Below are 21,391 nucleotides of genomic sequence, written 5' to 3'. Positions count from 1 at the left end.
TCACTTCTTCATAGTGTCGCGAAGGCGGCGCACCAGCGGCAGCAGGCCGGTGGCGCCAAGAGTGGTCCGGACGGTATTGCGCCACGCCGGGGAGCCCACTGGCATGGACTGGCCACGGAGCTCGCTGATTGTACGCTTGAGCGCAGCGATTTCATGCTGCAGCTCGGTGTTCTGCTTCTTCAGCAGGACCGGATCGGTGATGCTCCACTGGCTGGAGATGCCGGCCACGGCACGCTGGTAGAACCGGTCCTCCTCGCTCATCACGGAGGTGTCCTGGTACCAGGGAAGGTGCAGTGCCGAATAGGGAGGCGCTGCCCGGATCGATCGCCACCAGCGCTCCTCCGAGCAGTCCACGCCCGGCCGATACAACGCGAAGGTAGTGTCCAGGGCGCTCTCGTAGTTGCCGTCATCGAGAAGATTCACCCAGAACGGCGCCTCCCACTCCAGCACTTCCTGTTTGAATGCATAGTGGTCGGGAAGATCGTTGATCCGCAGCGACAGGCCAGCCTTGGTATGGCGCGGGTAGCGTTCCAGCATCTCGTCGAGATGGCTGGTGATGTCGGCAGGGCAATCGTCGGCGGGAACCACGTCGCTGTCATTGAGGATGAACTTCTCACGCTCGATGATCTTCTGGAACCGACCCGACTTCCACAAGGCCAGGTGGCCAAGGTTTTCGGTCAAGCGCACGACATTGTGCGGCGACTGCCCGAGATAATCCTTCAGGGGCTCGTAGGTCGACGCATTGTCAATAATGGTGATGTTCTGGAAATCCAGCGACTCCAGTCGATCGATCACCTGGCGGATATAGGCCACCCGGTTGAACGAGATAATGAAGACCGGCACGGTCTTGTTGCACAGCGAACTCATACGTCAACTCCATAGACGTCATATCCATCAGCCAGCACCAGGGCGCCCAGCAGGCGCTCCATGATGTGCTCCAGCCCTCCTTCAACTTCCCGGCTGTCCAGACTGAACTCGTCAAGGCTGAGCTGGTCCAGCAGCGGCCTGAGCACCGAACTGCGTACCCAGAACATCGTTCCCGCTACGAACGGCAGGCCCTGGGGCACGCCGAACCTTTCATACACTGCCTGGCTGAGGGCGGCATTGGCATCACCGACATTGGTGATGAATGGACGCGCGCCGACCATGCCGATCGCCGGATCATCATTGAACAGCTTGAGAATCGTATTGATCTGCCATGCGCTGCCGGCGAGCGGCTGGATCAGCTCACGCCGCCATTGCTCACCATCGCGGATTTCGGTACCAAACAATGCGGAAATAGCCTGGAAATATGTCTCGGCATTATGACTCTTCTTGGAGTGCAGTTTCAGCACAAGATCCGAATCCAGCAGGGCGCCTTGCTGAATGGCCGCGACCAGTCCGCCGACGTCCTTGCCGCGATTGGGTACGACCAGCACGCGCAGGTCGATACCCCGGTCCACAATGGGGACCAGTGCCTGGGCCATGTCCTCCCGGCTCCACGGCCCGGTGATCACAACCCGCTCCAGACCCGGAATGCGAAGCGCATCGGCGATCAGCTCCGGCGCAAGATCCAGATAATAGACATGCAGGTGCGCGGCGATTCTCGGCTCCATCGGGGCCATCGGCATCGGGTCGCGGGGAAGCACGCGGACGCTGCCCACCGGCATGCCGCCCGAGAGGAAATTGATGGATTCATTGATCCGGCGCTGGCTGCGCACTGCGCGCATGACCCGCTGGATGAAGGCACGCGATCGGCTGTCAGGCGGCCGACCGACCCGGTCGCGCCCCTCGAGGTGATCCAGCATCCGCACCTCACGGCACCGGGCCTGGTCGCGCTGCACCCGCGCGTGGATGCCCGACGCATAGGACCGCTGCAGCTGCGCCTGCACTTCGAGGCTCTCGACCACCACGGCCCGCAGCTCCCGTCCTGCCGCTTCGCGCTGCTCCAGCAGCGCCTGCTCCGAGCGCTCGCGCTGGCTCGTCAGTTCCCGCTCGGCCTGCTCGCGCTGGCTGGCCAGTTCGCCTTCGGCATGCTCGCGTTGGCCGGCCAGCTCGCCTTCGGCGCGCTCACGCAGGGCGGCCAGTTCGCGCTCGGACTGCTCCCGCAGCGCCTGCTCCTGGAGCGCACTCTGCTGCTCCTTGGCCAGGATTTCGGCCCGGAGCGCTGCCTGGGTGCTGGCGGCGCCGGCTTCGCATGCCTGCAGCTCCGCCCGGTACTGGGCCTGCACCCGTTTGGCTTCGGCGCGCTCGGCCTCGACCATCTCCTGGCGCTGGTTGATCAGCGCAGCCAGGCCGTCGCGATCTTCTTCCACGGCCTCGAACGAAGCACGATAGTTGCGGATCTGCCCCTGCAGGTAGCGGCGCAGCAGCCGATCATGCCGGTGGTGGCTCAGCAGCAGGCTTTCCGGGGCGCGCAGGCGCCGCCTGTATACCTGCCGGGTGATCAGCTGCGCCTCGACCGCCGCGCCGGGCATGCCGCTCAGGATCGCGTTGTTGCCGTGCAGGCGGTAGCGAAGCAGACGCTCGTCGACGAACCCGACGCGCACGCCCTTTTCGTCTACGCAGCGCAGCACATAATCCCAGTCCAGGTTGTAACGGAAACGATGGAACGTTCCCACCTTCGTCAGGAGCTCTCGACGGAACAGGAAATTGGACGTTGAAACGGTCAGGTTGCCGTACAGCAGTCCATCGGCCACGCCATGCGTCCGCACGCGCTCGCGCATGCGTTCGGTGCTGAAGTTCCACCAATGCGCCGCATCGTTGATCTCGGCACCGTCGGCATCGATCAGCTGGGAGTCGCTGAACAGGAAGTTGTCACCGCTTTCTTCCGCGGCCGCCAGCATCCGCTTCAGGCGGCTGGGATGCCAGATGTCATCCGAATTAAGAATGGCCAGCCACGGGGCGGTGGCCCGCGAGAGCCCATGGTTGATCGCCGAATGCGAACCGCCATTGGGCTGGGTGTGCACGCTGACGCGTGCATCTTCCGCTGCCAACCGCTGCATGCGTTCCACCGAGTCATCCGATGAGCCGTCATCGATGACGATCAGTTCAACCTGCACGTCCTCCTGGGACAGCACCGAACGCGCCGCTTCTTCGATGAAGCGGGCGTGGTTGTACGAGGGAATGATGACGCTAACGTCGGGAGCCGGCATAAGGAATTCCGAGAACGCTGGATCAGGAGGGGTCATTCATGTCTGGTCATCGGCGGGACGCCCGCGGCGACGGCCACCGGCGTCCGGCTTCAGCAGGCGGCGGCCGCGTCGCGCCACGCTTGCAGTGCCGCTTCATCTGGAACGTCGAGAATCCTCGGCGCCGCGCTCACGCGCGCCTTCAGCACATACTGGAAAACGTTCGCCGTGGGGTGACCGTTGAAAAGGACCCTCAAAGGCTCCGGAAGCACCTGCCAGTACTCGGTGAACTGCTCGTGCCAGCCGCCGGCATCCACCGTTTCGCGATGGGTGACCTCCAGACCGACGCGATTAAGCATGCGCTCCATCGAATTCCAGGTGAAGAAACGCAGGTGCGTCTCGTCCAGCAGGCCGGTAGGCGTGTAATCGAACCGCCCGGCAAGAAGCGCAGCAATAATGCCGGCATGCCCGGCATTGGGGAAGGAAATGACCACCTGTCCGCCCGGTGCCAGCATCGGAACCAGCTGGCGCAGCGTTTCTTCCGGATCCCGCAGGTGCTCGATCACGTCGGCCGAGACGATGACATCATAGGCATCGGCAACTGCCGCCTGCCACTGCTGATCCTCCAGGTTGCCCACGTACAGGCGGTCCAGCCACGGCCGCGCGCGTTCGGCGCTGGCGGCGTCGATCTCCACGCCCGTCACCCGGCACCGCTGGGCCTGGCTGAGCTGTCGGGAAATCACGCCGTAGCCGCACCCCAGCTCCAGTACCCGGTGGTCCACACCGACCAGCCTGGCGATCCGCGCGGCGGTACTCCCACCATCGGGGTCGAAGGCGTAATCATACGGCGACTGCCGTTCTTCAATGCTCATCGGAGCCCACCTCGATACCGATCTCAAGCATCGGAACACCCACCAGGCCGGTCGAGACGCTGGTGGAAACCGAGCGCACGATCAGCACATCGTGGCCCCAGTACAACTGCTGGTGGTCCACCTGGGTGCCGCTGGCAATGGCCACGTCGAAAGCGTAGTCGCCCACCGGCAGCACCGGCATCGGGAAAGTGAACACGGCGCGGAAGACCTGGTCGCGGCTGACGCCAGGAGGCGAATCCAGGTAGGTCAGGTAGGTGTTGTCGCCGAACAGGGTCTGGCCATGCTTGTCCTTGAGGAAGAAGCCGACAATCGGCTGGGCGATCTCGGCGCTCGCCCGCGCCTGGATGACCAGCGAAACCATCTCCCCACCCACCACCCACGACAGCGGGCGCTGCTCGCTGTCCTCCAGCACCACCTGGGTCAACTTCACGCCGCCGACGCCGAACGAGGCGCCCTGCGGATCGAAGTGGAAGACCTGGATGTCATTTCGCAGGCCACTGGCATTGATCATGCTCTTGCGCTGGTCACGCCAATCGGCGGCGCCGAGCACATCGCGCACGGCGTGGTCGGCAGCCGGCGCGGCCTGGGACTGGTTGAACAGCGAGGCCAGGTACTTTTCGGTAACGGATTTGGCATCACCAATGGCCATCACGTGGCCGTGGTCGATCCACATGGCCTGGTCGCAAAGGCTTCGCACCGCGCCGCTGTCGTGGCTGACGAAGACCAGGGTGCCACGCGCCTTGAATTCGCGCAGCCAGCGCATGCACTTCTGGGTGAACTGCGCGTCGCCCACCGCCAGCGCCTCGTCGATGACCAGGATGTCGGCGTCGACATGGGTGATGACGGAGAAGGCCAGGCGCACGAACATGCCGCTGGAGTAGGTCTTGACCGGCCGATCGATGAACTCGCCGATTTCCGCGAACTCGATGATCGAAGGCAGCCGCTCGGTGATCTCCGCCGTGGTCAGGCCATAGATACCACCGCTGAGGATCGCATTCTGGCGCCCGGTGAATTCCGGATTGAAGCCGGCACCCAGCTCCAGCAGCGCGGCCACCTTGCCGGTCCTCTCCACCGTGCCGGTGGTCGCCTCAAGCGTTCCACAGACAATCTGCAGCAGGGTTGACTTGCCCGAGCCGTTCTTGCCGATCACGCCGAAGGTGGTGCCTTTGGCGATCGCGAAATCGACGTTCTGCAGGGCCCAGAATTCGCGGTACAGGCGCTTGCGCGAGCCAAGCACCGACTGCCACAAGCGGTGAACCGGCTTGTCGTACATGTGGTAGCACTTGGATACGCCGCTGGCGCGGATCGAGATTTCTTCAGAGGACATCAGCAAAGCCTCCGCGCGCCTTCTGGAAGAAGGAATAACCCGACACCGCAGCCAGGATCGCCACGCCCAGGTAGATCGACAGCAACCCGAAGTCCGGCGTTTCGCCGAACATCAACGCACCCCGGCTTTCCTGCATCGGAATGGTGAGTGGGTTGAACATCACCCATGTCTGTACCGCCTTGGGCAATGCCGTGATCTGGTAGAACAGCGGGGAAAGGAACATGAAGGCACTGATCAGCAGGGTGACCATCTGGTTGATATCGCGGATATAGGTGCCCAGCGCGGCAAGGAACCACGCAGCGCCCAGCGTGAACAGAACCAGCGGGGCCATGATCACCGGAATCCACAAGCCCTCCCAGTGCAGCGGAGCCTTGAGGATGAACGCGACCACGATCAACACCAGGAACGCGATGACCGCATTGAACAGCGCCGTTGCCAACGTGACCGCAGGCAGCACCTCAAGCGGAAAGACCACCTTCTTCACATAGTTCGCGTTCGCCAGGATCAACGTCGGCGCACGCGTGATGCACTCCGCGAAAGTGTTGAACACGATCAGGCCAATGAACAGGGCGATGGTGAAATTGCCCTGGATATGATCGCCCGAGGACCAGCGGCTCTTGAACAACGTGCCAAACACGAACGAATACAGGGTCAACAGAAGCAGGTTCTGGATGACATACCACGACAGGCCGCCATACGACCCCTTGAAGCGCGACGCGACCTCACGCTTTGAAAGCGCCCAGAAAAGCTCCAGGCTCCTGAGCAATGCACCCGTCATCAGATTCCAACTCCCATATCCTGATTCAACACGCTTACCGACGTCCCGGTCAGCTTCATGCTGCTCATCTCAGCCCAATGCCTCTTCCAGATCCACCTGCAGATCCCCCAGCTCCTCCACCCCCACGCTCAACCGCACCAGCGCATCGCTGATGCCCAGCTGCTCGCGGCGCTCCACCGGAATGGACGCATGGGTCATCACCGCTGGATGGTTCACCAGGCTCTCCACCCCGCCCAGCGACTCGGCCAGGGTGAACAGTTCGGTCTTCTCGCAGAACCGCTTGGCGGCCTCGAAACCGCCCTTGAGGACGATCGACACGATGCCGCCGTAGCCGTTCATCTGGCGCGTGGCCAGTTCGTGCTGCGGGTGCGAAGTCAGGCCGGGATAGATCACCTTTTCCACTGCCGGGTGCTTTTCCAGCCACTGGGCCAGGGCCAGCGCATTGGCGCAGTGCGCCTTCATGCGCAGCGGCAGGGTCTTCAGGCCACGCAGGGCCAGGAAGCTGTCGAACGGACCCTGCACACCCCCGATGGAGTTCTGCAGGAAGGCCATCTGCTCGGCCAGCTCGGCGTTGTCGCCCACCACCACCATGCCGCCGACCATGTCCGAATGGCCGTTGAGGTACTTGGTAGCCGAGTGCAGGACCAGGTCCGCGCCCAGCTCCAGCGGGCGCTGCAGCATCGGCGAGGCGAAGGTGTTGTCCACCACCACGATCAGGCCACGGCGCTTGGCGATGGCCGCGACCGCCGCGATGTCCACGATCTTCAGCATCGGGTTGGTCGGGGTTTCTATCCAGACCATCTTCGTCTGCGGCGTGATCGCCGCCTCGAAGGCGGCCAGGTCGGTCAGGTCGACGAAGCCGAACTGCAGCCCGGCGGTGCGCTTGCGCACGCGCTCGAACAGGCGGAAGGTGCCGCCGTAGATGTCATCCATCGCCACCACGTGGCTGCCGGCGTCCAGCAGCTCCATCACCGTGGAGGTGGCGGCCATGCCCGAGGCGAAGGCGTAGCCGCGGCTGCCGCCTTCGAGCGAGGCCACGCAGCGCTCGTAGGCGAAGCGGGTCGGGTTGTGGGTACGCGAGTACTCGAAGCCCTGGTGTTCGCCGGGGCTGGACTGGGCGTAGGTGGAAGTGGCGTAGATCGGCGGCATCACCGCGCCGGTGCTCGGGTCGGGCGACTGCCCACCATGGATGGCGAGCGTGGCGAGAGCGAGCTGGCGCTTGGAGTGCCCGGAGGCTGCAGGATCGGACATGGGGTTCCCAGCGATTGAGAGCCCCAGACGGGGCCCACACTAAATGGAGCGGAAGTCTATCAGCGCCGGCTTAATCAGCCGTTGACTCTAATAAACGCAGGTTCAGAGCCGAACGTCGGCCATCGCGCCCTTATTGGACGCGACGACGCAGGTAGTTCAGCAGGTCGATCCGGGTGATCAGCCCCAGGAAGCTGCCGCCGTCCATGATGATGGCCACCTGGCCGCGATCGAACACCGGCAGCAGGGCTTCGATCGGCGATTTCACGTCCAGCCGGTCCAGCTTGCTGACCATGGCGGTGGAGACCTTGTCGCGGAACCGCGACTCGTCCCCGTACACATGCAGCAGCACGTCGCTCTCGTCGACGATGCCGACCAGCTGGTCGCCATCCATCACCGGCAGCTGCGACACGTCATACAGCTTCATGCGCTGGTAAGCGGTGGTCAGCAGGTCGTTCGGGCCGATCACCACGGTGTCGCGCTGGCCGTACGGGCGCAGGATCAGGTCGCGCAGGTCGCCGGTCTGCGGGCGCTCCAGGAAGCCGTTGTCCAGCATCCAGTAGTCGTTGTACATCTTGGAGAGGTACTTGTTACCGGTGTCGCAGACCAGCACCAGCACCTTCTTCGGGGTGGTCTGCTCCTTGCAGTACTTCAGCGCCGCCGCCAGCAGGGTGCCGGTGGAGGAGCCGCCGAGCACGCCTTCCTTGCCCAGCAGCTCGCGCGCGGTGTGGAAGCTTTCGGCGTCGGTGATGGCATAGGCCTTGGTGACCCGGCTGAAATCGGCGATCGAGGGCAGGAAGTCCTCACCGATGCCTTCCACCAGCCAGCTGCCCGACTTGTCGTTGAGCACGCCGTCATTGATGTATTCGGCCAGGATCGAGCCAACCGGGTCGGCCAGCACCAGCTCGGTCTTCGGCGACAGGGTGGAGAAGGCGCGCGACAGGCCGGTCATGGTGCCGGAGCTGCCGCAGCCGAACACGATGGCATCCAGGTCGCCGTCCATCTGTTCCAGGATTTCCGGGCCGGTGCCGAATTCGTGCGCGGCCGGGTTGTCCGGGTTGCCGAACTGGTTGATGAAGTACGCGCCGGGGGTTTCCTCGGCCACGCGCTTGGCCATGTCCTGGTAGTACTCGGGGTGGCCCTTGGCCACGTCCGAACGGGTCAGCCGGACTTCGGCGCCCATCGCCTTGAGGTTGAAGATCTTCTCGCGGCTCATCTTGTCCGGTACGACCAGGATGAGCTTGTACCCCTTCTGCTGGGCGACCAGGGCCAGGCCCAGGCCGGTATTGCCCGCCGTGCCTTCCACCAGCGTCGCACCCGGCTTGAGATCACCGCGCTGTTCCGCCGCCTCGATCATCGACAGGCCGATGCGGTCCTTGATGGATCCCCCGGGATTGGCGCTTTCGAGCTTCAGGTACAGCTCGCAGACACCGGTGTCCAGGCGCTGGGCCTTGACGATCGGGGTCTTGCCAATGAGGTCGAGTACGGAGGAGTGGATTGCCATCGGGTCACATCGATTCGCGCCGCAGGGCGGCCGGACCCCCGATTATCCGACAGATGGTAGAGACACGCCATGCATCCCTGGCCCTGAAAGAGCGACGCGGACGGCGCCCGTCGACGAGGAGACGGACGCCGCCCGCGGCGTTTGGCGGTGCCGGCGCTGGGCCGGCAGGTTCAGCGGCAGGTGCCGGGCGTGGGCCGGCACGATCAGGCCTTAGTGCACGGGGGAGGAAGACTCGTACATGCGCAGCAGGCGCTGCTTGGTGAGAAGCTTCTCACGCTTCAACTGGCCCAGAGTGAGGTCGCCTACCGGATTCACGCCCAACGCGGCATCCATACACTTCTTGTTCAACTTCTGGTGCCGTTCGTAAAGCTCTTTGAATTCCGGATCGCTCTTGCGGCGTGCGTCGATTTCACTCTGGGGCTGACCTTCAAACATGATGAACCTCCTATCGCGTCTACAGCACAAACAAGAACGCCCCGGCCGGTAAGGCACGGGGCGTTGCTTCGGGAGGAGCGCCGGCATCCACCGCGATCACGGCACAGCCCAGGCGCACGACCGGGATTGCCCGGCCTGCAGACTGCTCTGGTTCGTGCCCTCGATGCATCGGCCCGGCCCTCCAATCGTCCGGGTCGCGGAAGGCCACCCGGACAATCGACCCTACGCCTGCCCAAGGGCCGGTTCAAGGGTTTCGTTTGAAATCGCCGGTGCGCGCCAGTCGGGGTTCAGGCTGAACGCGCAGTTCAACGAAATTTAAACAAAAACAGGAGGTTGCGTCATTTTTACGCGGTCACGACCAACGGTCGTGACCTACCAATAGATGCAACCGGGTAGGTCATGACCGTTGGTCATGACACCGGCGATCACGGCGCGATGATGACCTCGGCCGAGCGGGCCTTGGTCGCCGCCGCCTTCTTGCCGCTGACCTGCAGGCGGCTGGCGCTGACGCCGGCGCCCACCAGGGCATCGCGCAGGGCTTCGGCACGCTGCTGCCCTACCCCGGCGGCGGCATCGTAGGCCTCGATCCGGACCCGGCCCTTCTTGCCGATGTTGAGGTACTCGGCCAGCGCCTTGGCCTGGCCCTTGGCCCCACCCGAGAGCGCGCCCTTGCCACTGGCAAAGGCATCGCCGGCGAAGGTGAACACCTCGCCGCGGCTGTCGAACTTCGACCCCGGCAGCTTGTTGCCCGAGACCAGTTCGGCCTCTTCGCGGGCCAGCTTGGCCGCGTTCTGCTGGGCCGCGCTCAGCCGCGCGGTCTGCTTGCCGGCCACGCTGGTCAGCGCGGTTTCGGCGTCCTGGCGGGCCAGCGCTTCGGTTTCGGCGGCCAGGCGCAGGCGTTCGGACTCCTCGGCCTGGATCTGGGCCTGCACGCGCAGCCGCTCGCTTTCCTGGCGGGCACGCTGGGCATCGCGGCGGCTGGCTTCGATCAGCAGGTCGCTGCGGGTGCGCTCGAGCGTGGCCACTTCGCGCTTGGCCAGGGCGGCGCGCACGCTGGTTTCGGCGATTTCGACCCGGCGGTCGGCCAGGTAGCGGGCCTGGTCGAGGTCGCGGCGCTTGGCATTGGCCAGCGCGGCGATGGCCTGCTGGGCCTGCAGGCGCTCATAGGCAGCCAGCTCGGCGGCATCCGGGTTGGCCTGGATCGCCATCAGGCGCTGGGTGAGCTGGGCCACGGCCGGGTCTTCGGCGGCGCCGGCCAGCGGCGACAAAGCCAGGCCGACGGCCAGCAGCAGGGGCGGGATGCGCAGGGCAGCGGCCTTCATCGGCGGTCCTCCCCGGCGAGCTCGCGTTCGAGCTGGGTCACCTCGTTGCGGCGCAGCTGCAGCTGGGCCGTGGCGGTGGCCTCCTCGCTGCGGGCGCGGGCCAGGTCGGCATCGGCGGTGGCGCGCACGGCCAGGGCCGGGGCGTTCTTGCGCTCGCGGCGGTCGCCCGCTGCGGCCTGGGCCTGTTCCAGGCCCTGGCGGGCCACGGCGATCAGGTCCGGGGCGTACTGGTCGGCGTCGGCCTGGGTGGCCTTGTCCACGGCCTGGCGGGCCTGCATGAGCTCGAGCGCGCCGTCCTGGGCCAGGGCCGGCCCGGCCAGTGCGAATGCGCACGCCATCACGCAACTCGTCAAAACTACATACGGGGTACGCCGCATTTGTGCGAAGCTAGGATTCATTGGGGGTGCCGTTCGCCTGAAGTAGGTGCGCGGCCATTGTCGGAAGCCTGCGGCGTGCTTGCAATGGCATGTCGCCGATTGTTGGGGAAACATTTCGCATGGATATCGGCTATTTCCTGAAGCTGATGACCGAAAAGAACGCTTCGGACATGTTCTTGACCACCGGCGCCCCGGTGTACATCAAGATCGAAGGCAAGCTGTACCCGCTGGGCAATACCGGGCTGCCGCCCGGGATGGTCAAGAAAATCGCCTATTCGTTGATGGACGAGGGCCAGGTGCCCCAGTTCGAACGCGACCTTGAGCTCAACATGGCCATCGCCCTGCCGGATGCGGGACGCTTCCGCGTCAACGTGTTCAAGCAGCGCGGCGAGGTCGGCATGGTGATCCGTGCCATCCGCAGCAAGATTCCCAGCATCGAAGAGCTCAACCTGCCCCAGGTCCTCAAGGACGTCATCATGACCCCGCGCGGGCTGGTGCTGGTGGTGGGTTCGACCGGCTCGGGCAAGTCGACCTCGCTGGCGTCGATGATCGACCACCGCAACAGCACCACGACCGGGCACATCCTCACCATCGAGGACCCGATCGAGTACCTGCACAAGCACAAGATGTCGATCGTCAACCAGCGCGAGGTCGGGCTGGATACCCATGCCTTCCACAACGCGCTGAAGAACGCGATGCGTGAAGCGCCGGACGTGATCCTGATCGGCGAAATCCTCGATTCGGAAACGATGGAGGCGGCCATCGCCTTCGCCGAAACCGGTCACCTGTGCCTGGCCACGCTGCACTCCAACAACGCCGACCAGACCATCGAGCGCATCCTCAACTTCTTCCCCGAGAGCGCGCACCGCAACGTGCTGATGAACCTCTCGCTGAACCTGCGCGCGGTGATTTCCCAGCGCCTGGTCAAGGGCCAGGATGGGCGCCGCCTGCCGGCCACCGAAGTGTTGATCAACACGCCGATGATCCGCGACCTGCTGCGCCGCGGCCAGGTGCACGAGATCAAGCCGGCGATGGAAGCCTCGCTGGAAGAAGGCATGGAGAGTTTCGACCAGTGCCTGTTCCGCATGGCCAAGGGCGGCATCATCGAGCAGGAAGAAGCGCTGCGTGCGGCCGATTCGCGCGATGGCCTGGCCCTGAAGTTCCGCCTGTCCGAAGGCGGCAGCGGCGAGCATGACCCGTACGCGGATTATTCGGCGGCGACCCCGGCGGCGATCACGCACGGATTCTGACGGAATCGGCGCCCGGCAACGGGCGCCAAGCGGCTTGGAACCGCCTGGGCCGGCCAACGGCCGGCGCTACCGGTATCCGAAGCCTTCGGTCGATTGATCCCGATCCCAATGGGCTCGTAACGGTTCGTAGCCCCGGCCGTTGGCCGGAAACCGCGCGCAGCGCGGCACAAGCGTCCGAACGCGGTACGGTTACCCATTGCGGCCAACTACCCGACGTTTAACGGCGCCGAAGCCGCCCATCACCCCGCGCAATCCACCTGGTTTTCAGGCCGCGCCGCATCGAACGCCGGCAATGCCAGGCACGCCTCGTCGATCCGCACCAGGGTCGGGTACGGGCCCAGATCCACGTTGAAGCGGCGGGCGTTGAACAGCTGCGGCACCAGGCAGCAATCGGCCAGGGTCGGTGTGTCGCCGTGGCAGAAGCGCCCGGTGTCCACCGACTCGACCAGCAGCCGTTCCATCGCATCGAAGCCGACCTGCATCCAGTGCCGGGTCCAGTCCTCACGCTCGGTCTGCGGCACGTTCCAGGTATCGCTGAAGAACTGCATCACGCGCAGGTTGTTGAGCGGGTGCAGGTCGCATGCCACCAGCTGTGCCAGCGCACGCACGCGGGCGCGGCCCGGGGCATCGTCGGGCAGCAGCGGCGGCTCCGGAAACACCTCGTCGAGGTACTCCAGGATCGCCATCGACTGGTGCAGCACCAGATCCCCATGCACCAGGGTGGGCACCAGCTCCTGCGGGTTGAGCGCGGCATACCCTTCGCTGTGCTGCTGGCCGCCGTCGCGGACCAGGTGCACCGGGGTGATCTGGTGTTCCAGGCCCTTGAGGTTCAGACCGATGCGCACGCGGTAGGCCGCGCTGGAGCGCCAGTAGCTGAACAGCTCGATGCGGTCGGCCGGGGTGTTCAGGGCCGTGCTGCCTGTTCGATGCGCTGTTCGATGGCGCCGAAGATGCTCTCGCCGGCGGCATCGAACATTTCAATGCGGACCACGTCGCCGAACGACATGAACGGCGTGCTCGGCTTGCCGTCGCGCAAGGTTTCCACGGTGCGCTGCTCGGCAAAGCAGGAGGCCCCCTTGCTGGTGTCCTCGTTGGCGATGGTGCCCGAGCCGACGATGGCACCGGCGCCCAGCGGGCGGGTCTTGGCCGCGTGCGCGACGAGCTGGGCGAAGTTGAACTGCATGTCCACGCCGGCTTCGGGCGCGCCGAACCAGGCGCCGTTGACGTGGGTGACCAGCGGCAGGTGCACCTTGCTGTCCTGCCAGGCCTCGCCCAGCTCATCGGGGGTGACGAACACCGGCGACAGCGCCGAACGCGGCTTGGACTGCAGGAAGCCGAAGCCCTTGGCCAGCTCGCCCGGGATCAGGTTGCGCAGCGAGACGTCGTTGACCAGGCCGACCAGCTGGATATGGCCGGCGGCCTGCTCGGCGGTGACCGCCATCGGCACGTCATCGGTGATGACCACCAGCTCGGCTTCCAGGTCGATGCCGTACTCCTCGCTGACCACCTTCACGGCATCGCGCGGGCCATGGAACCCGGCGCTGGTGGCCTGGTACATCAGCGGATCGGTGTAAAAGCTTTCCGGCACTTCTGCGCCACGGGCGCGGCGCACGCGCTCTACATGCGGCAGGTAGGCGCTGCCATCGACGAATTCGTAGGCGCGCGGCAGCGGCGCGGCCAGTGCCTGCAGGTCGATGTCGAACACGCCATCGGCGCTGCCGTCGTTGAGCGACTCGTACAACGCGTTCAGGCGCGGCGCCAGATGGCTCCAGTCTTCCAGGGCCTGCTGCAGCGTGGCGGCGATCCCGGTGGCGCGCACGCCATGGCGCAGGTCGCGCGAGACCACGATCAGGGTGCCGTCGCGGCCGCCTTCCTTCAAAGAACCAAGCTTCATGGGTGGGATATCCGGGGGATCGCAGGAAATAGGTTTCGAGTGTAACCAAATGCGCGGTCATGCCAAGTCGCAGTGCCGCAGAACGAACATAAACCATCCGAATGATGCTGATGTGGTCGCTCGCCAAGGTCGTCCGGCTGGGGGCCGGCCGCTACGAATTGCTACGGGCGCCGGGGAGGCATGGATACGTCGGGAGTCGCTTGTTCAACCTGAACGGGGGATTTGGCCTTGCGGGCGCGGTTCCGCTACACTATGCGGGTCTGCAGCGGCCGTCCGTTTCCCTTCGGGATCGCCGGCGATCGGGATTTCCGTCCCTCGCCCGCCCCCACTCCGACGCCATTCGTCATGCATTCCAGTCTGCGCACCGCGTGGGCTGCACCCAATTCTCGCAGCGCGGTTCACGGGAACGCTCCGAGTCAGCCGATCAACTCGATCTGCCTTGCGTCCGGCCATTCGGCCTGGCGTTACTTCGTCTTTGGAGCTTCCACCCGATGTCTTTTGAAAACCTGGGCCTTGCCCCGTTCCTGCTGCGCGCGTTGTCCGAGCAGGGCTATGAAAACCCCACCCCGATCCAGGAGCAGGCGATCCCGCTGGCCCTGGAAGGCCGCGACCTGCTGGCCGGCGCGCAGACCGGTACCGGCAAGACCGCTGCGTTCGGCCTGCCGCTGCTGCAGCACCTGGGCACCAACCCGCAGGCCGTGAACGGCCCGCGCAAGCCGCGTGCGCTGGTGCTGGCCCCGACCCGCGAACTGGCTACCCAGGTGCATGACAGCCTGCGCGGCTACAGCAAGTACCTGCGCATTCCCAGCGCCTGCATCTACGGCGGCGTCGGCATGGGCAACCAGTTCGACGTGCTGCGCCGTGGCGTGGACCTGCTGGTGGCCTGCCCGGGCCGCCTGATCGACCACCTGGAGCGTCGCAGCGTCGACCTGTCGGGCATCGAGATCCTGGTGCTGGACGAAGCCGACCGCATGCTGGACATGGGCTTCCTGCCGTCGATCAAGAAGATCCTCGCCAAGCTGCCGCGCCAGAACCGCCAGACCCTGCTGTTCTCGGCGACCTTCGAAGAGAGCATCAAGCAGCTGGCCTTGGAGTTCATGCGCGATCCGGCGCAGATCCAGGTCACCCCGAAGAACACGGTCGCCGAATCCATCAAGCACTGCGTGCACCCGGTTGACGGCCCGCGCAAGCGTGACCTGCTGCTGCACCTGCTGGCCCAGGACAGCCGCGAGCAGACCCTGGTGTTCGGCCGTACCAAGCACGGCTGCGACAAGCTGGCCACGTTCCTGGAGAAGTCGGGCATCAAGACCGCGGCGATCCACGGCAACAAGAGCCAGGGCCAGCGCCTGCGTGCGCTGGGCGACTTCAAGGCCGGCCGCGTGACCGTGCTGGTGGCCACCGACATCGCCGCGCGCGGTATCGACATCAACGAACTGCCGAAGGTCATCAACTACGACCTGCCGATGGTGCCGGAAGATTACGTGCACCGTATCGGCCGTACCGGCCGCAACGGCTCGACCGGCCAGGCGATCTCGCTGGTGGCCCAGGACGAAGCCAAGCTGCTGCGCCAGATCGTGCGCCTGCTGGACAAGGACATGGACATCCGCGACGTGCCGGGCTTCGAGCCGCAGACCCCGATCCGCTGGGGCAACAGCGCGCCGGGCAAGGCCGAAGTGCCGGGTGGCGATCGTTCGCCGCGCAAGCACGCGCGCCGTCCGCATGGCGAGGCCCCGCGCCACGCCCATGCCGGTGCCAAGACCGGCGGCGGCCAGCGTGACGGTGCTGGTCGCGGTGCAAGCCGTGGTGCCGGCAACGGTGCGCCGCGCGGTGGTGCGCCGTCGGGCCAGCGCCGTGGCGGTGGTGGCGGTGGTGGCGGCGGTCGCGGTCCGGGCGGCGGCAACCGCGCCGGCTGATCGTTTCGCCGGCTGCACAATGGAAAAGGGCGACGCATTGCGTCGCCCTTTTTTTTACCCGCGCGGCTTGGTCGGATTGAGCAGGTTGCCGAAGAACACCGCGTTCAACAGCAGCCGCTCGGTGCCGTGCCAGTACTTGCGATGCGCCGGGTCATCGGCGAACAGCACCACGTTGCCCTGCCCCTGCGGCGACACCAGCAGCCAGGCGGTGCCGGCCACGCGGCTGCGGTTGGCCTCGGACAGGTAGCCGTTCACCCGCGGTGACTCGTCAATGCGCACCACGGTCGAGAACGCATTGCGGCTGGGCTTGAAGCTGATCCCGTTTTCCTTGTTGATCGCCAGCTGGGTGCGCGGCAGGCCGAAGCCGAGCGGGTGGCTGGTGTCCACGTCGGCGCTGAGGATGTTGCCGCTCACCCGCTCGATGGCGGCGATGTCGCGCTGGTCGCCGAACGCGCGGCGCGCACCCTCGGGCTCCTTCTCTTCGGCGCCCAGCACTTCATCGCTGAGCTTCTGCTCGATCGCCCACTTGGCCGCGCTGCCGTAGGTCACCAGCGAACCGCCGGCGTTGATCCAGCGCTTGAGCGCGGCCACCGCCGTGGCATCCACGCCGCTGTAGGTACCGCCGGCCAGCACGATGGTGGTGTAGCGGTCCAGGTTGACCTTGCCCAGCTGCGCCGGGTCCAGCTTGCTGGCCGGCAGCTGCACCTGCTGGTCGAGCAGGAACCACGCCGAACCGATCTCGGTGGCGCTCACGCCCTCGCCCATCACCAGCGCCACTGCCGGCCTGCGCAGCGATTTGACGCTGTCGCTGCCCAGGTCGATGCCGCTGCGGCTCTGCCCACTGGCCAGGGCGTGCACCTGCACGCCGCTGCTGCGCGCCGCTTCATCCACGGCAGCGAGCAGTGCGGCGCCCGCCAGCGTCTGCCCGGCGACCGGCACCACCACGCTGCCGCGCGCGAACGCCTGCTCACCCGACGCGGTGGCGGCGGTGAACGGCTGGAACGCGGCGCGGGTCAGCACACCCTTGGCCTGCAGCGCGTACAGCGCGCGGCTGGCGTTGTAATCGCGCCAGTCGAACACGTAGGCATAGCCGGCCTGGCCACCGCTCACCCCACCACGGGCGGACGGCAGGCTAGTGATGCGCTCGCCGCCATCGACACGGCTGCGGCTGCCGGCGAACGCCACGCCGTAGGCCGGTGCGATGGCATAAGAGGTGCTGCCGTAGAACACGTCACCCTTGATCGGCGGGGTCTCGGCGAAGATCGAATGCACCAGGCGGAACTGCGGCTGCGCGGTGGGCACCACGTAGGCACTGCCCGGCTCGAAGCGCTGGCCGTCCACGGTGACCGCCTTGCTCAACGCCTGCACGGTGATCTGGTGCTGCAGCAGCAGGTCGAGCAGGCGCCGGGTCAGGCCCGGGTCGTTGGCATCGCCGAACACGAACGCCTTCAGCGGCTGCTGGTTGGCCTGCTTCACGGCGGACTGGAAGAATTCCTTCTGCAGCTTCAGCAGCCCGTCGCGCTCGGTCACCGCACCGCGCACGGTGCCCAGGCCGGTGGCGACCTGGTTGCGGATGGTGAACGGGAAGGTCAGCAGGCCATTGACCGATTCCTGCACGCGGCCACGCGAGCTGGCCTGTTCCACCGTGACACCGACCGCACCATGGAAGTCCGGATAGGTCGAGCCGTACACCGGCGAGAAATTGTCGAAATTCTCGCCGGTGTAGTACAGCGAGCCGAGCGCATCCAGTGCCTGCGCGTGGTACTTGGCCAGGGTCTTGTTGAACGCGTACGACGACGCCGGCAACAGCGGGCTGTGCATGCTCGCCGGAGACGGTTCGAAGTAGTAGGTGCTGTCCTTGCCCATCTCGTGGAAGTCGATCTGGACGTTGGGATACCACTGGTGGAAGTAGGCGATCTTTGGCCGCGTGTCCTGCTGGGTCAGTGCCAGCCAGTCGCGGTTGAGGTCGGTGAAGTAGTGGTTGGTGCGTCCCTGCGGGAAAGGCTCCACGTGCTCCTTGTCGGCCGGATCGGCCGATGCCGGCGACGAGGCATAGGCGTTGTGCCAACTGGCCGCACGGTCGCGGCCGTCCGGGTTCTGCGCCGGGTCGAACAGCACCACCGCCTGCTGCAGCCACTTGGCCGTATCGGCACTGCGGTTGGCCACCAGGTAGTACGCGGTGAGCAGCGCGGCTTCGCCACTGGAGGTTTCATTGCCGTGCACGCTGTAGCCCAGCCACACCACCACCGGGCTGTTGCCGGCCGCCGACAACGGCTGCGCCGGGTCGGCCAGGGTCACGTGCTGGCGGCGCAGGGTTTCCAGCTGCTGCTGGTTCTGCGCCGAGGTGACGGTGGCGATCAGCAACGGGCGGCCTTCGTAGCTGCTGCCGATCTGCTCGACCTTGATCTTGTCGGAGTGTCTGGCCAGCTCGTTGAAGTAGGCCACCAGTTGGTCGTGCCGGGTGTAGCGGCTGCCGATCTCGTAACCCAGGAACTGCTGCGGGGTGGGAATGGCCGGATCGAAATCGCCGCCCTGCGGGAAGAAATAGGCGCTCTGTGCGAACGCCGGCGCGGCCAGCAGCCACAGCGCCCCCACCACCCAGGTGATGGGGCGCGACAAACCATGGAACAAGGACACAGCAAACCCCTCTTAGAAGCGGTAATCGAAGCCGACGGTGAAGTAGCGGCCGCGCAGGTCGTACTGGCTGAAGTCGTACGGCGCGCGGATGCCCGGGAACGAGGCGTCGTACGGCGGTTCCTCATCGGCCAGGTTCTGGATCTTCGCGTACAGGGTCAGCTTCTCCAGCCCGGTGTAGGCCAGGTACAGATCGAACTGGCTGTACGAATCCACCCGGTCCTGCACGGCCGTGGCCGCGGCACTGGCCTTCTGGTCGTAGCCGCTGGTGTAGTACCAGGTCAGCGCGGTGCGGAAATCGGCGTAGCTCCAGTCCAGCGTGGTGGTGGCCTTGTTCTTGGGCAGGGTGGCGCCGAGGTTGCTGCCGGCGTAATCCACCAGCGGGCCGCCGACCACGGTGGGGCGGCTGTAGTCGCGCACGTGGGTGAACGCGGTGGACAGCGAGAAGTCACCGGCCGCTTCGGTCGGGAAGCGCTGGCGCAGCTCCACGTCGAAGCCCGAGGTCTTGAGCTCGCTCAGGTTCTGGTAGCGGTTGAACACCGCCAGCAGCTTGCCGCGCTCATCGCGGGTGACCGCGCCGGGTACATCGTTGGTGACCAGGGTCTGGGTGTTGTTGGTGCCCACCAGGTTTTCCAGTTCGATGCGGTAGTAGTCCACGCTCAGGCTGGTGTTGGACCACGGCGACAGCACCAGGCCCAGGTTGTAGCTCTTGGTCCGCTCCGGCTTCAGGTCGCTGTTGCCGACGGTGAAGAAGGTCGGGTTCTGGCGCGAGCCGGGCACGTCCGGGTCGCGCGGATCGATCACGCTGCCGTAGGCGATGCTGGTGCTGTTGGAGTTCTCCGACAGCGACGGCGCGCGGAAGCCCTTGGAGGCCGCGGCACGCACCAGCAGGATGTCGAACGGCTGCCAGCGCAGGCTCAGCTTGGGCGAGAATGCATCGCCGAAATCGCTGTAGTGGTCGGCGCGCGCAGCGGCCTGCAGCTCCAGGCGCTCGGCCAGCGGCACGTTTACTTCTGCGTAGGCGGCGGTGACCTTGCGCTCGCCGTGCACCTCGGCGATGGCCGGGCGAATCTGCAGGCCCGCATCGATCTGCCACGGGTTTTCCGAATCCAGCTTTTCGCGGCGCCATTCCAGGCCAGCGGCGAAGCCGATCGGGCCGGCCCAGGTGCTGCCCAGCCCGCCGGAGATCTTGGCGTCCACGCCCTGCAGCACGGATTCGGCCGGGCGCAGGGTGCTCAGGTTGATGCCGTCGATCACTGACTGCGGAGTGGCCGACGGATCGAGCAGGTTGTAGCTGCCGGTGGCCAGTGCATCGGCCAGGGTCCAGCGGTTGGCAAAGCCCCCGGAGACGGTTTCGCGCTCGCTGCTGCGCGCGCCGAACGCGCCCACTTCCCAGTCCCAGTCCTGCAGGCTGCCGCGCAGGCCGAACACGCCGCGGTAAGCGGTGGAGCGGTTGGTCTTGATGGTCGGGCCGAGGTTGAAGAAGGTGTACTCGATCGGGATGGCGCGGCCGTAGGGGTTGAACGGGCTGCTGGCCGGCAGGTTGGACGACACCGGCTCGGCCAGGCCGGTATCGGCGTTGAGCGCGAAGCGGCCGCTTTCCAGGGTGAAGAACGGGCTGCTGCCGAACCACGACACGCCCTTGATCTCGCTGTAGATCACTTCACCGAACGCTTCCACGTTGTCGTTCACCTTGAAGGTGCCGTTGACGTAGGCCTGGTAGCGCTTGGTCGAGGGAATCAGCGTCGTGTACGGGGCGAGGTTGTAGCCGCAGGTGTTGCCGGGCAGGCCGTCGATCGGCGCGCTGGGGACCAGCGTGGTGTTGTCCGGGCACTGCCCGTTGGCGTCGAGCATGGGCACCGAGGTGCCGTTGACCAGGAAGCGCGCGCCCTTGGCCGACCAGCCGTTCCAGCGGCCACCGGGCTTATCGGTGTAGATGCCGGACTTGGTGAGGTCACGCTGGTCCTGGTCCAGGCGCTCGCGGTTATAGCCTTCCAGGCTGACCAGGATGTTGTAGCCATCGGCGTCGAGGTCACCGATGCCACCGATGAACTTCAGGTTCTGCTCGTCCAGGCCGCCCTGGTCGGCGGTGCCGACGCTGCCGCCCAGTTCGGCACCCTGGAAGTTCTGCCGGGTGATGATGTTGACCACGCCGGCCACGGCGTCGGAGCCGTACACGGCCGAGGCGCCGTCCTTGAGCACTTCGATGCGCTCCACCGCGACCATCGGCAGCGCATTGAGGTTGACGAAGGTGTCGGAAAGGCCGCCGGCGGGGAAGCCGTAGTTGGCCAGGCGGCGGCCGTTGAGCAGCACCAGCGTGTTCTTCTGCGACAGGCCGCGCAGGCCGATGCCGGCCGAACCCGAGGCCCAGCCGTTGTTGGTGGTTTCGTTGTTGGCGTTGCCGGTGTTGGCCGAGATCGAGCGCAGCAGGTCGGCAACGGTGGCCTTGCCGGTGGCTTCGATTTCCTGGCGGCCGATCACCTGCACCGGGTTGGCGGTCTCGGTGTCGGTGCGCTTGATGTTGGAGCCGGTGACGCGCACCGCAGCCAGGGTGGTGCTTTCGCCGCTGGCGGAGGCGTCGGGGCTGGCATCGGGGCCAGCAGCGGCGTCGAGGGCAAACGCGGACAAAGGCGTAGCCAGGGCGGCGGAAAGGGCCGCCACAAGAAGGGTGTGCTTGGGCATGAACTCTATGGGGGTGGTGGACGACGAGTTCCGCAGTAGTCCATG

The 21,391-nt window shown here is 65.9% G+C and carries 16 protein-coding genes; 2 read left to right on the top strand and 14 right to left on the bottom strand.

What is annotated here, in order from left to right; all coding sequences use genetic code 11:
* The 10 genes from BAY15_RS03560 to BAY15_RS03515 form a co-directional block, all read right to left on the bottom strand.
* Positions 1-867 (bottom strand): hypothetical protein, encoded by an 867-nt coding sequence (locus BAY15_RS03560; RefSeq protein ID WP_068849040.1) that lies wholly within the window; start codon positions 865-867, stop codon positions 1-3.
* Complete coding sequence (locus tag BAY15_RS03555; RefSeq protein WP_068849039.1) at positions 864-3,134, bottom strand: glycosyltransferase; 2,271 nt, start codon at positions 3,132-3,134, stop codon at positions 864-866. Before BAY15_RS03555 ends, BAY15_RS03560 begins: the two co-directional genes overlap by 4 nt.
* Positions 3,135-3,223: 89 nt before the next feature.
* Positions 3,224-3,982, bottom strand: a complete 759-nt coding sequence (locus BAY15_RS03550; RefSeq protein WP_068849037.1) for a class I SAM-dependent methyltransferase — start codon at positions 3,980-3,982, stop codon at positions 3,224-3,226.
* A complete protein-coding gene (locus BAY15_RS03545) occupies positions 3,972-5,309 on the bottom strand; it encodes an ABC transporter ATP-binding protein (protein ID WP_068849036.1) in 1,338 nt (445 codons plus the stop codon). Before BAY15_RS03545 ends, BAY15_RS03550 begins: the two co-directional genes overlap by 11 nt.
* Positions 5,299-6,087 carry an ABC transporter permease gene (locus BAY15_RS03540; RefSeq protein WP_068849034.1) on the bottom strand — a complete coding sequence of 263 codons (789 nt, stop codon included), beginning with the start codon at positions 6,085-6,087 and terminating at the stop codon, positions 5,299-5,301. Before BAY15_RS03540 ends, BAY15_RS03545 begins: the two co-directional genes overlap by 11 nt.
* Before the next feature lie 69 nt (positions 6,088-6,156).
* On the bottom strand, positions 6,157-7,338 hold the full coding sequence (locus BAY15_RS03535; protein WP_068849032.1) for a cystathionine gamma-synthase: 1,182 nt from the start codon (positions 7,336-7,338) through the stop codon (positions 6,157-6,159).
* Positions 7,339-7,468: 130 nt separating this feature from the next.
* The gene (locus BAY15_RS03530) at positions 7,469-8,839 is read right to left on the bottom strand and encodes a pyridoxal-phosphate dependent enzyme (RefSeq protein WP_068849030.1); all 1,371 of its coding nucleotides are present in this window, start codon (positions 8,837-8,839) and stop codon (positions 7,469-7,471) included.
* Positions 8,840-9,049: 210 nt separating this feature from the next.
* Positions 9,050-9,274 carry a YdcH family protein gene (locus BAY15_RS03525; protein WP_068849028.1) on the bottom strand — a complete coding sequence of 75 codons (225 nt, stop codon included), beginning with the start codon at positions 9,272-9,274 and terminating at the stop codon, positions 9,050-9,052.
* Positions 9,275-9,699: 425 nt separating this feature from the next.
* On the bottom strand, positions 9,700-10,596 hold the full coding sequence (locus BAY15_RS03520; protein WP_068849026.1) for a hypothetical protein: 897 nt from the start codon (positions 10,594-10,596) through the stop codon (positions 9,700-9,702).
* Positions 10,593-10,994 carry a DUF4398 domain-containing protein gene (locus tag BAY15_RS03515; protein ID WP_068849024.1) on the bottom strand — a complete coding sequence of 134 codons (402 nt, stop codon included), beginning with the start codon at positions 10,992-10,994 and terminating at the stop codon, positions 10,593-10,595. Before BAY15_RS03515 ends, BAY15_RS03520 begins: the two co-directional genes overlap by 4 nt.
* Before the next feature lie 98 nt (positions 10,995-11,092).
* On the opposite strand from BAY15_RS03515, the gene BAY15_RS03510 reads away from it, so the two are divergent.
* Positions 11,093-12,223: a PilT/PilU family type 4a pilus ATPase gene (locus BAY15_RS03510; protein ID WP_068849022.1), complete on the top strand. Its 1,131-nt coding sequence runs from the start codon at positions 11,093-11,095 to the stop codon at positions 12,221-12,223.
* A gap of 239 nt (positions 12,224-12,462) precedes the next feature.
* On the opposite strand, the gene maiA is transcribed toward BAY15_RS03510, so the two are convergent.
* A complete protein-coding gene (gene maiA, locus BAY15_RS03505) occupies positions 12,463-13,131 on the bottom strand; it encodes a maleylacetoacetate isomerase (RefSeq protein ID WP_068849020.1) in 669 nt (222 codons plus the stop codon).
* Positions 13,128-14,117, bottom strand: a complete 990-nt coding sequence (locus tag BAY15_RS03500) for a fumarylacetoacetate hydrolase family protein (RefSeq protein WP_068849018.1) — start codon at positions 14,115-14,117, stop codon at positions 13,128-13,130. Before BAY15_RS03500 ends, maiA begins: the two co-directional genes overlap by 4 nt.
* Positions 14,118-14,608: 491 nt before the next feature.
* On the opposite strand from BAY15_RS03500, the gene BAY15_RS03495 reads away from it, so the two are divergent.
* The gene (locus BAY15_RS03495; protein ID WP_068849017.1) at positions 14,609-16,030 is read left to right on the top strand and encodes a DEAD/DEAH box helicase; all 1,422 of its coding nucleotides are present in this window, start codon (positions 14,609-14,611) and stop codon (positions 16,028-16,030) included.
* Between the two features lie 54 nt (positions 16,031-16,084).
* On the opposite strand, the gene BAY15_RS03490 is transcribed toward BAY15_RS03495, so the two are convergent.
* Together BAY15_RS03490 and BAY15_RS03485 are read right to left on the bottom strand one after the other, a co-directional pair.
* Positions 16,085-18,649, bottom strand: a complete 2,565-nt coding sequence (locus BAY15_RS03490; RefSeq protein ID WP_068854537.1) for a M14 family zinc carboxypeptidase — start codon at positions 18,647-18,649, stop codon at positions 16,085-16,087.
* Between the two features lie 30 nt (positions 18,650-18,679).
* On the bottom strand, positions 18,680-21,346 hold the full coding sequence (locus BAY15_RS03485) for a TonB-dependent receptor (RefSeq protein WP_068849015.1): 2,667 nt from the start codon (positions 21,344-21,346) through the stop codon (positions 18,680-18,682).
* Positions 21,347-21,391 lie beyond the last annotated feature (45 nt).

The sequence above is a fragment of the Stenotrophomonas rhizophila genome (assembly GCF_001704155.1).
In the GTDB taxonomy this organism is placed as follows: Bacteria; Pseudomonadota; Gammaproteobacteria; order Xanthomonadales; family Xanthomonadaceae; genus Stenotrophomonas; species Stenotrophomonas rhizophila_A.
This window is presented reverse-complemented; position numbering and strand designations above follow the sequence as displayed.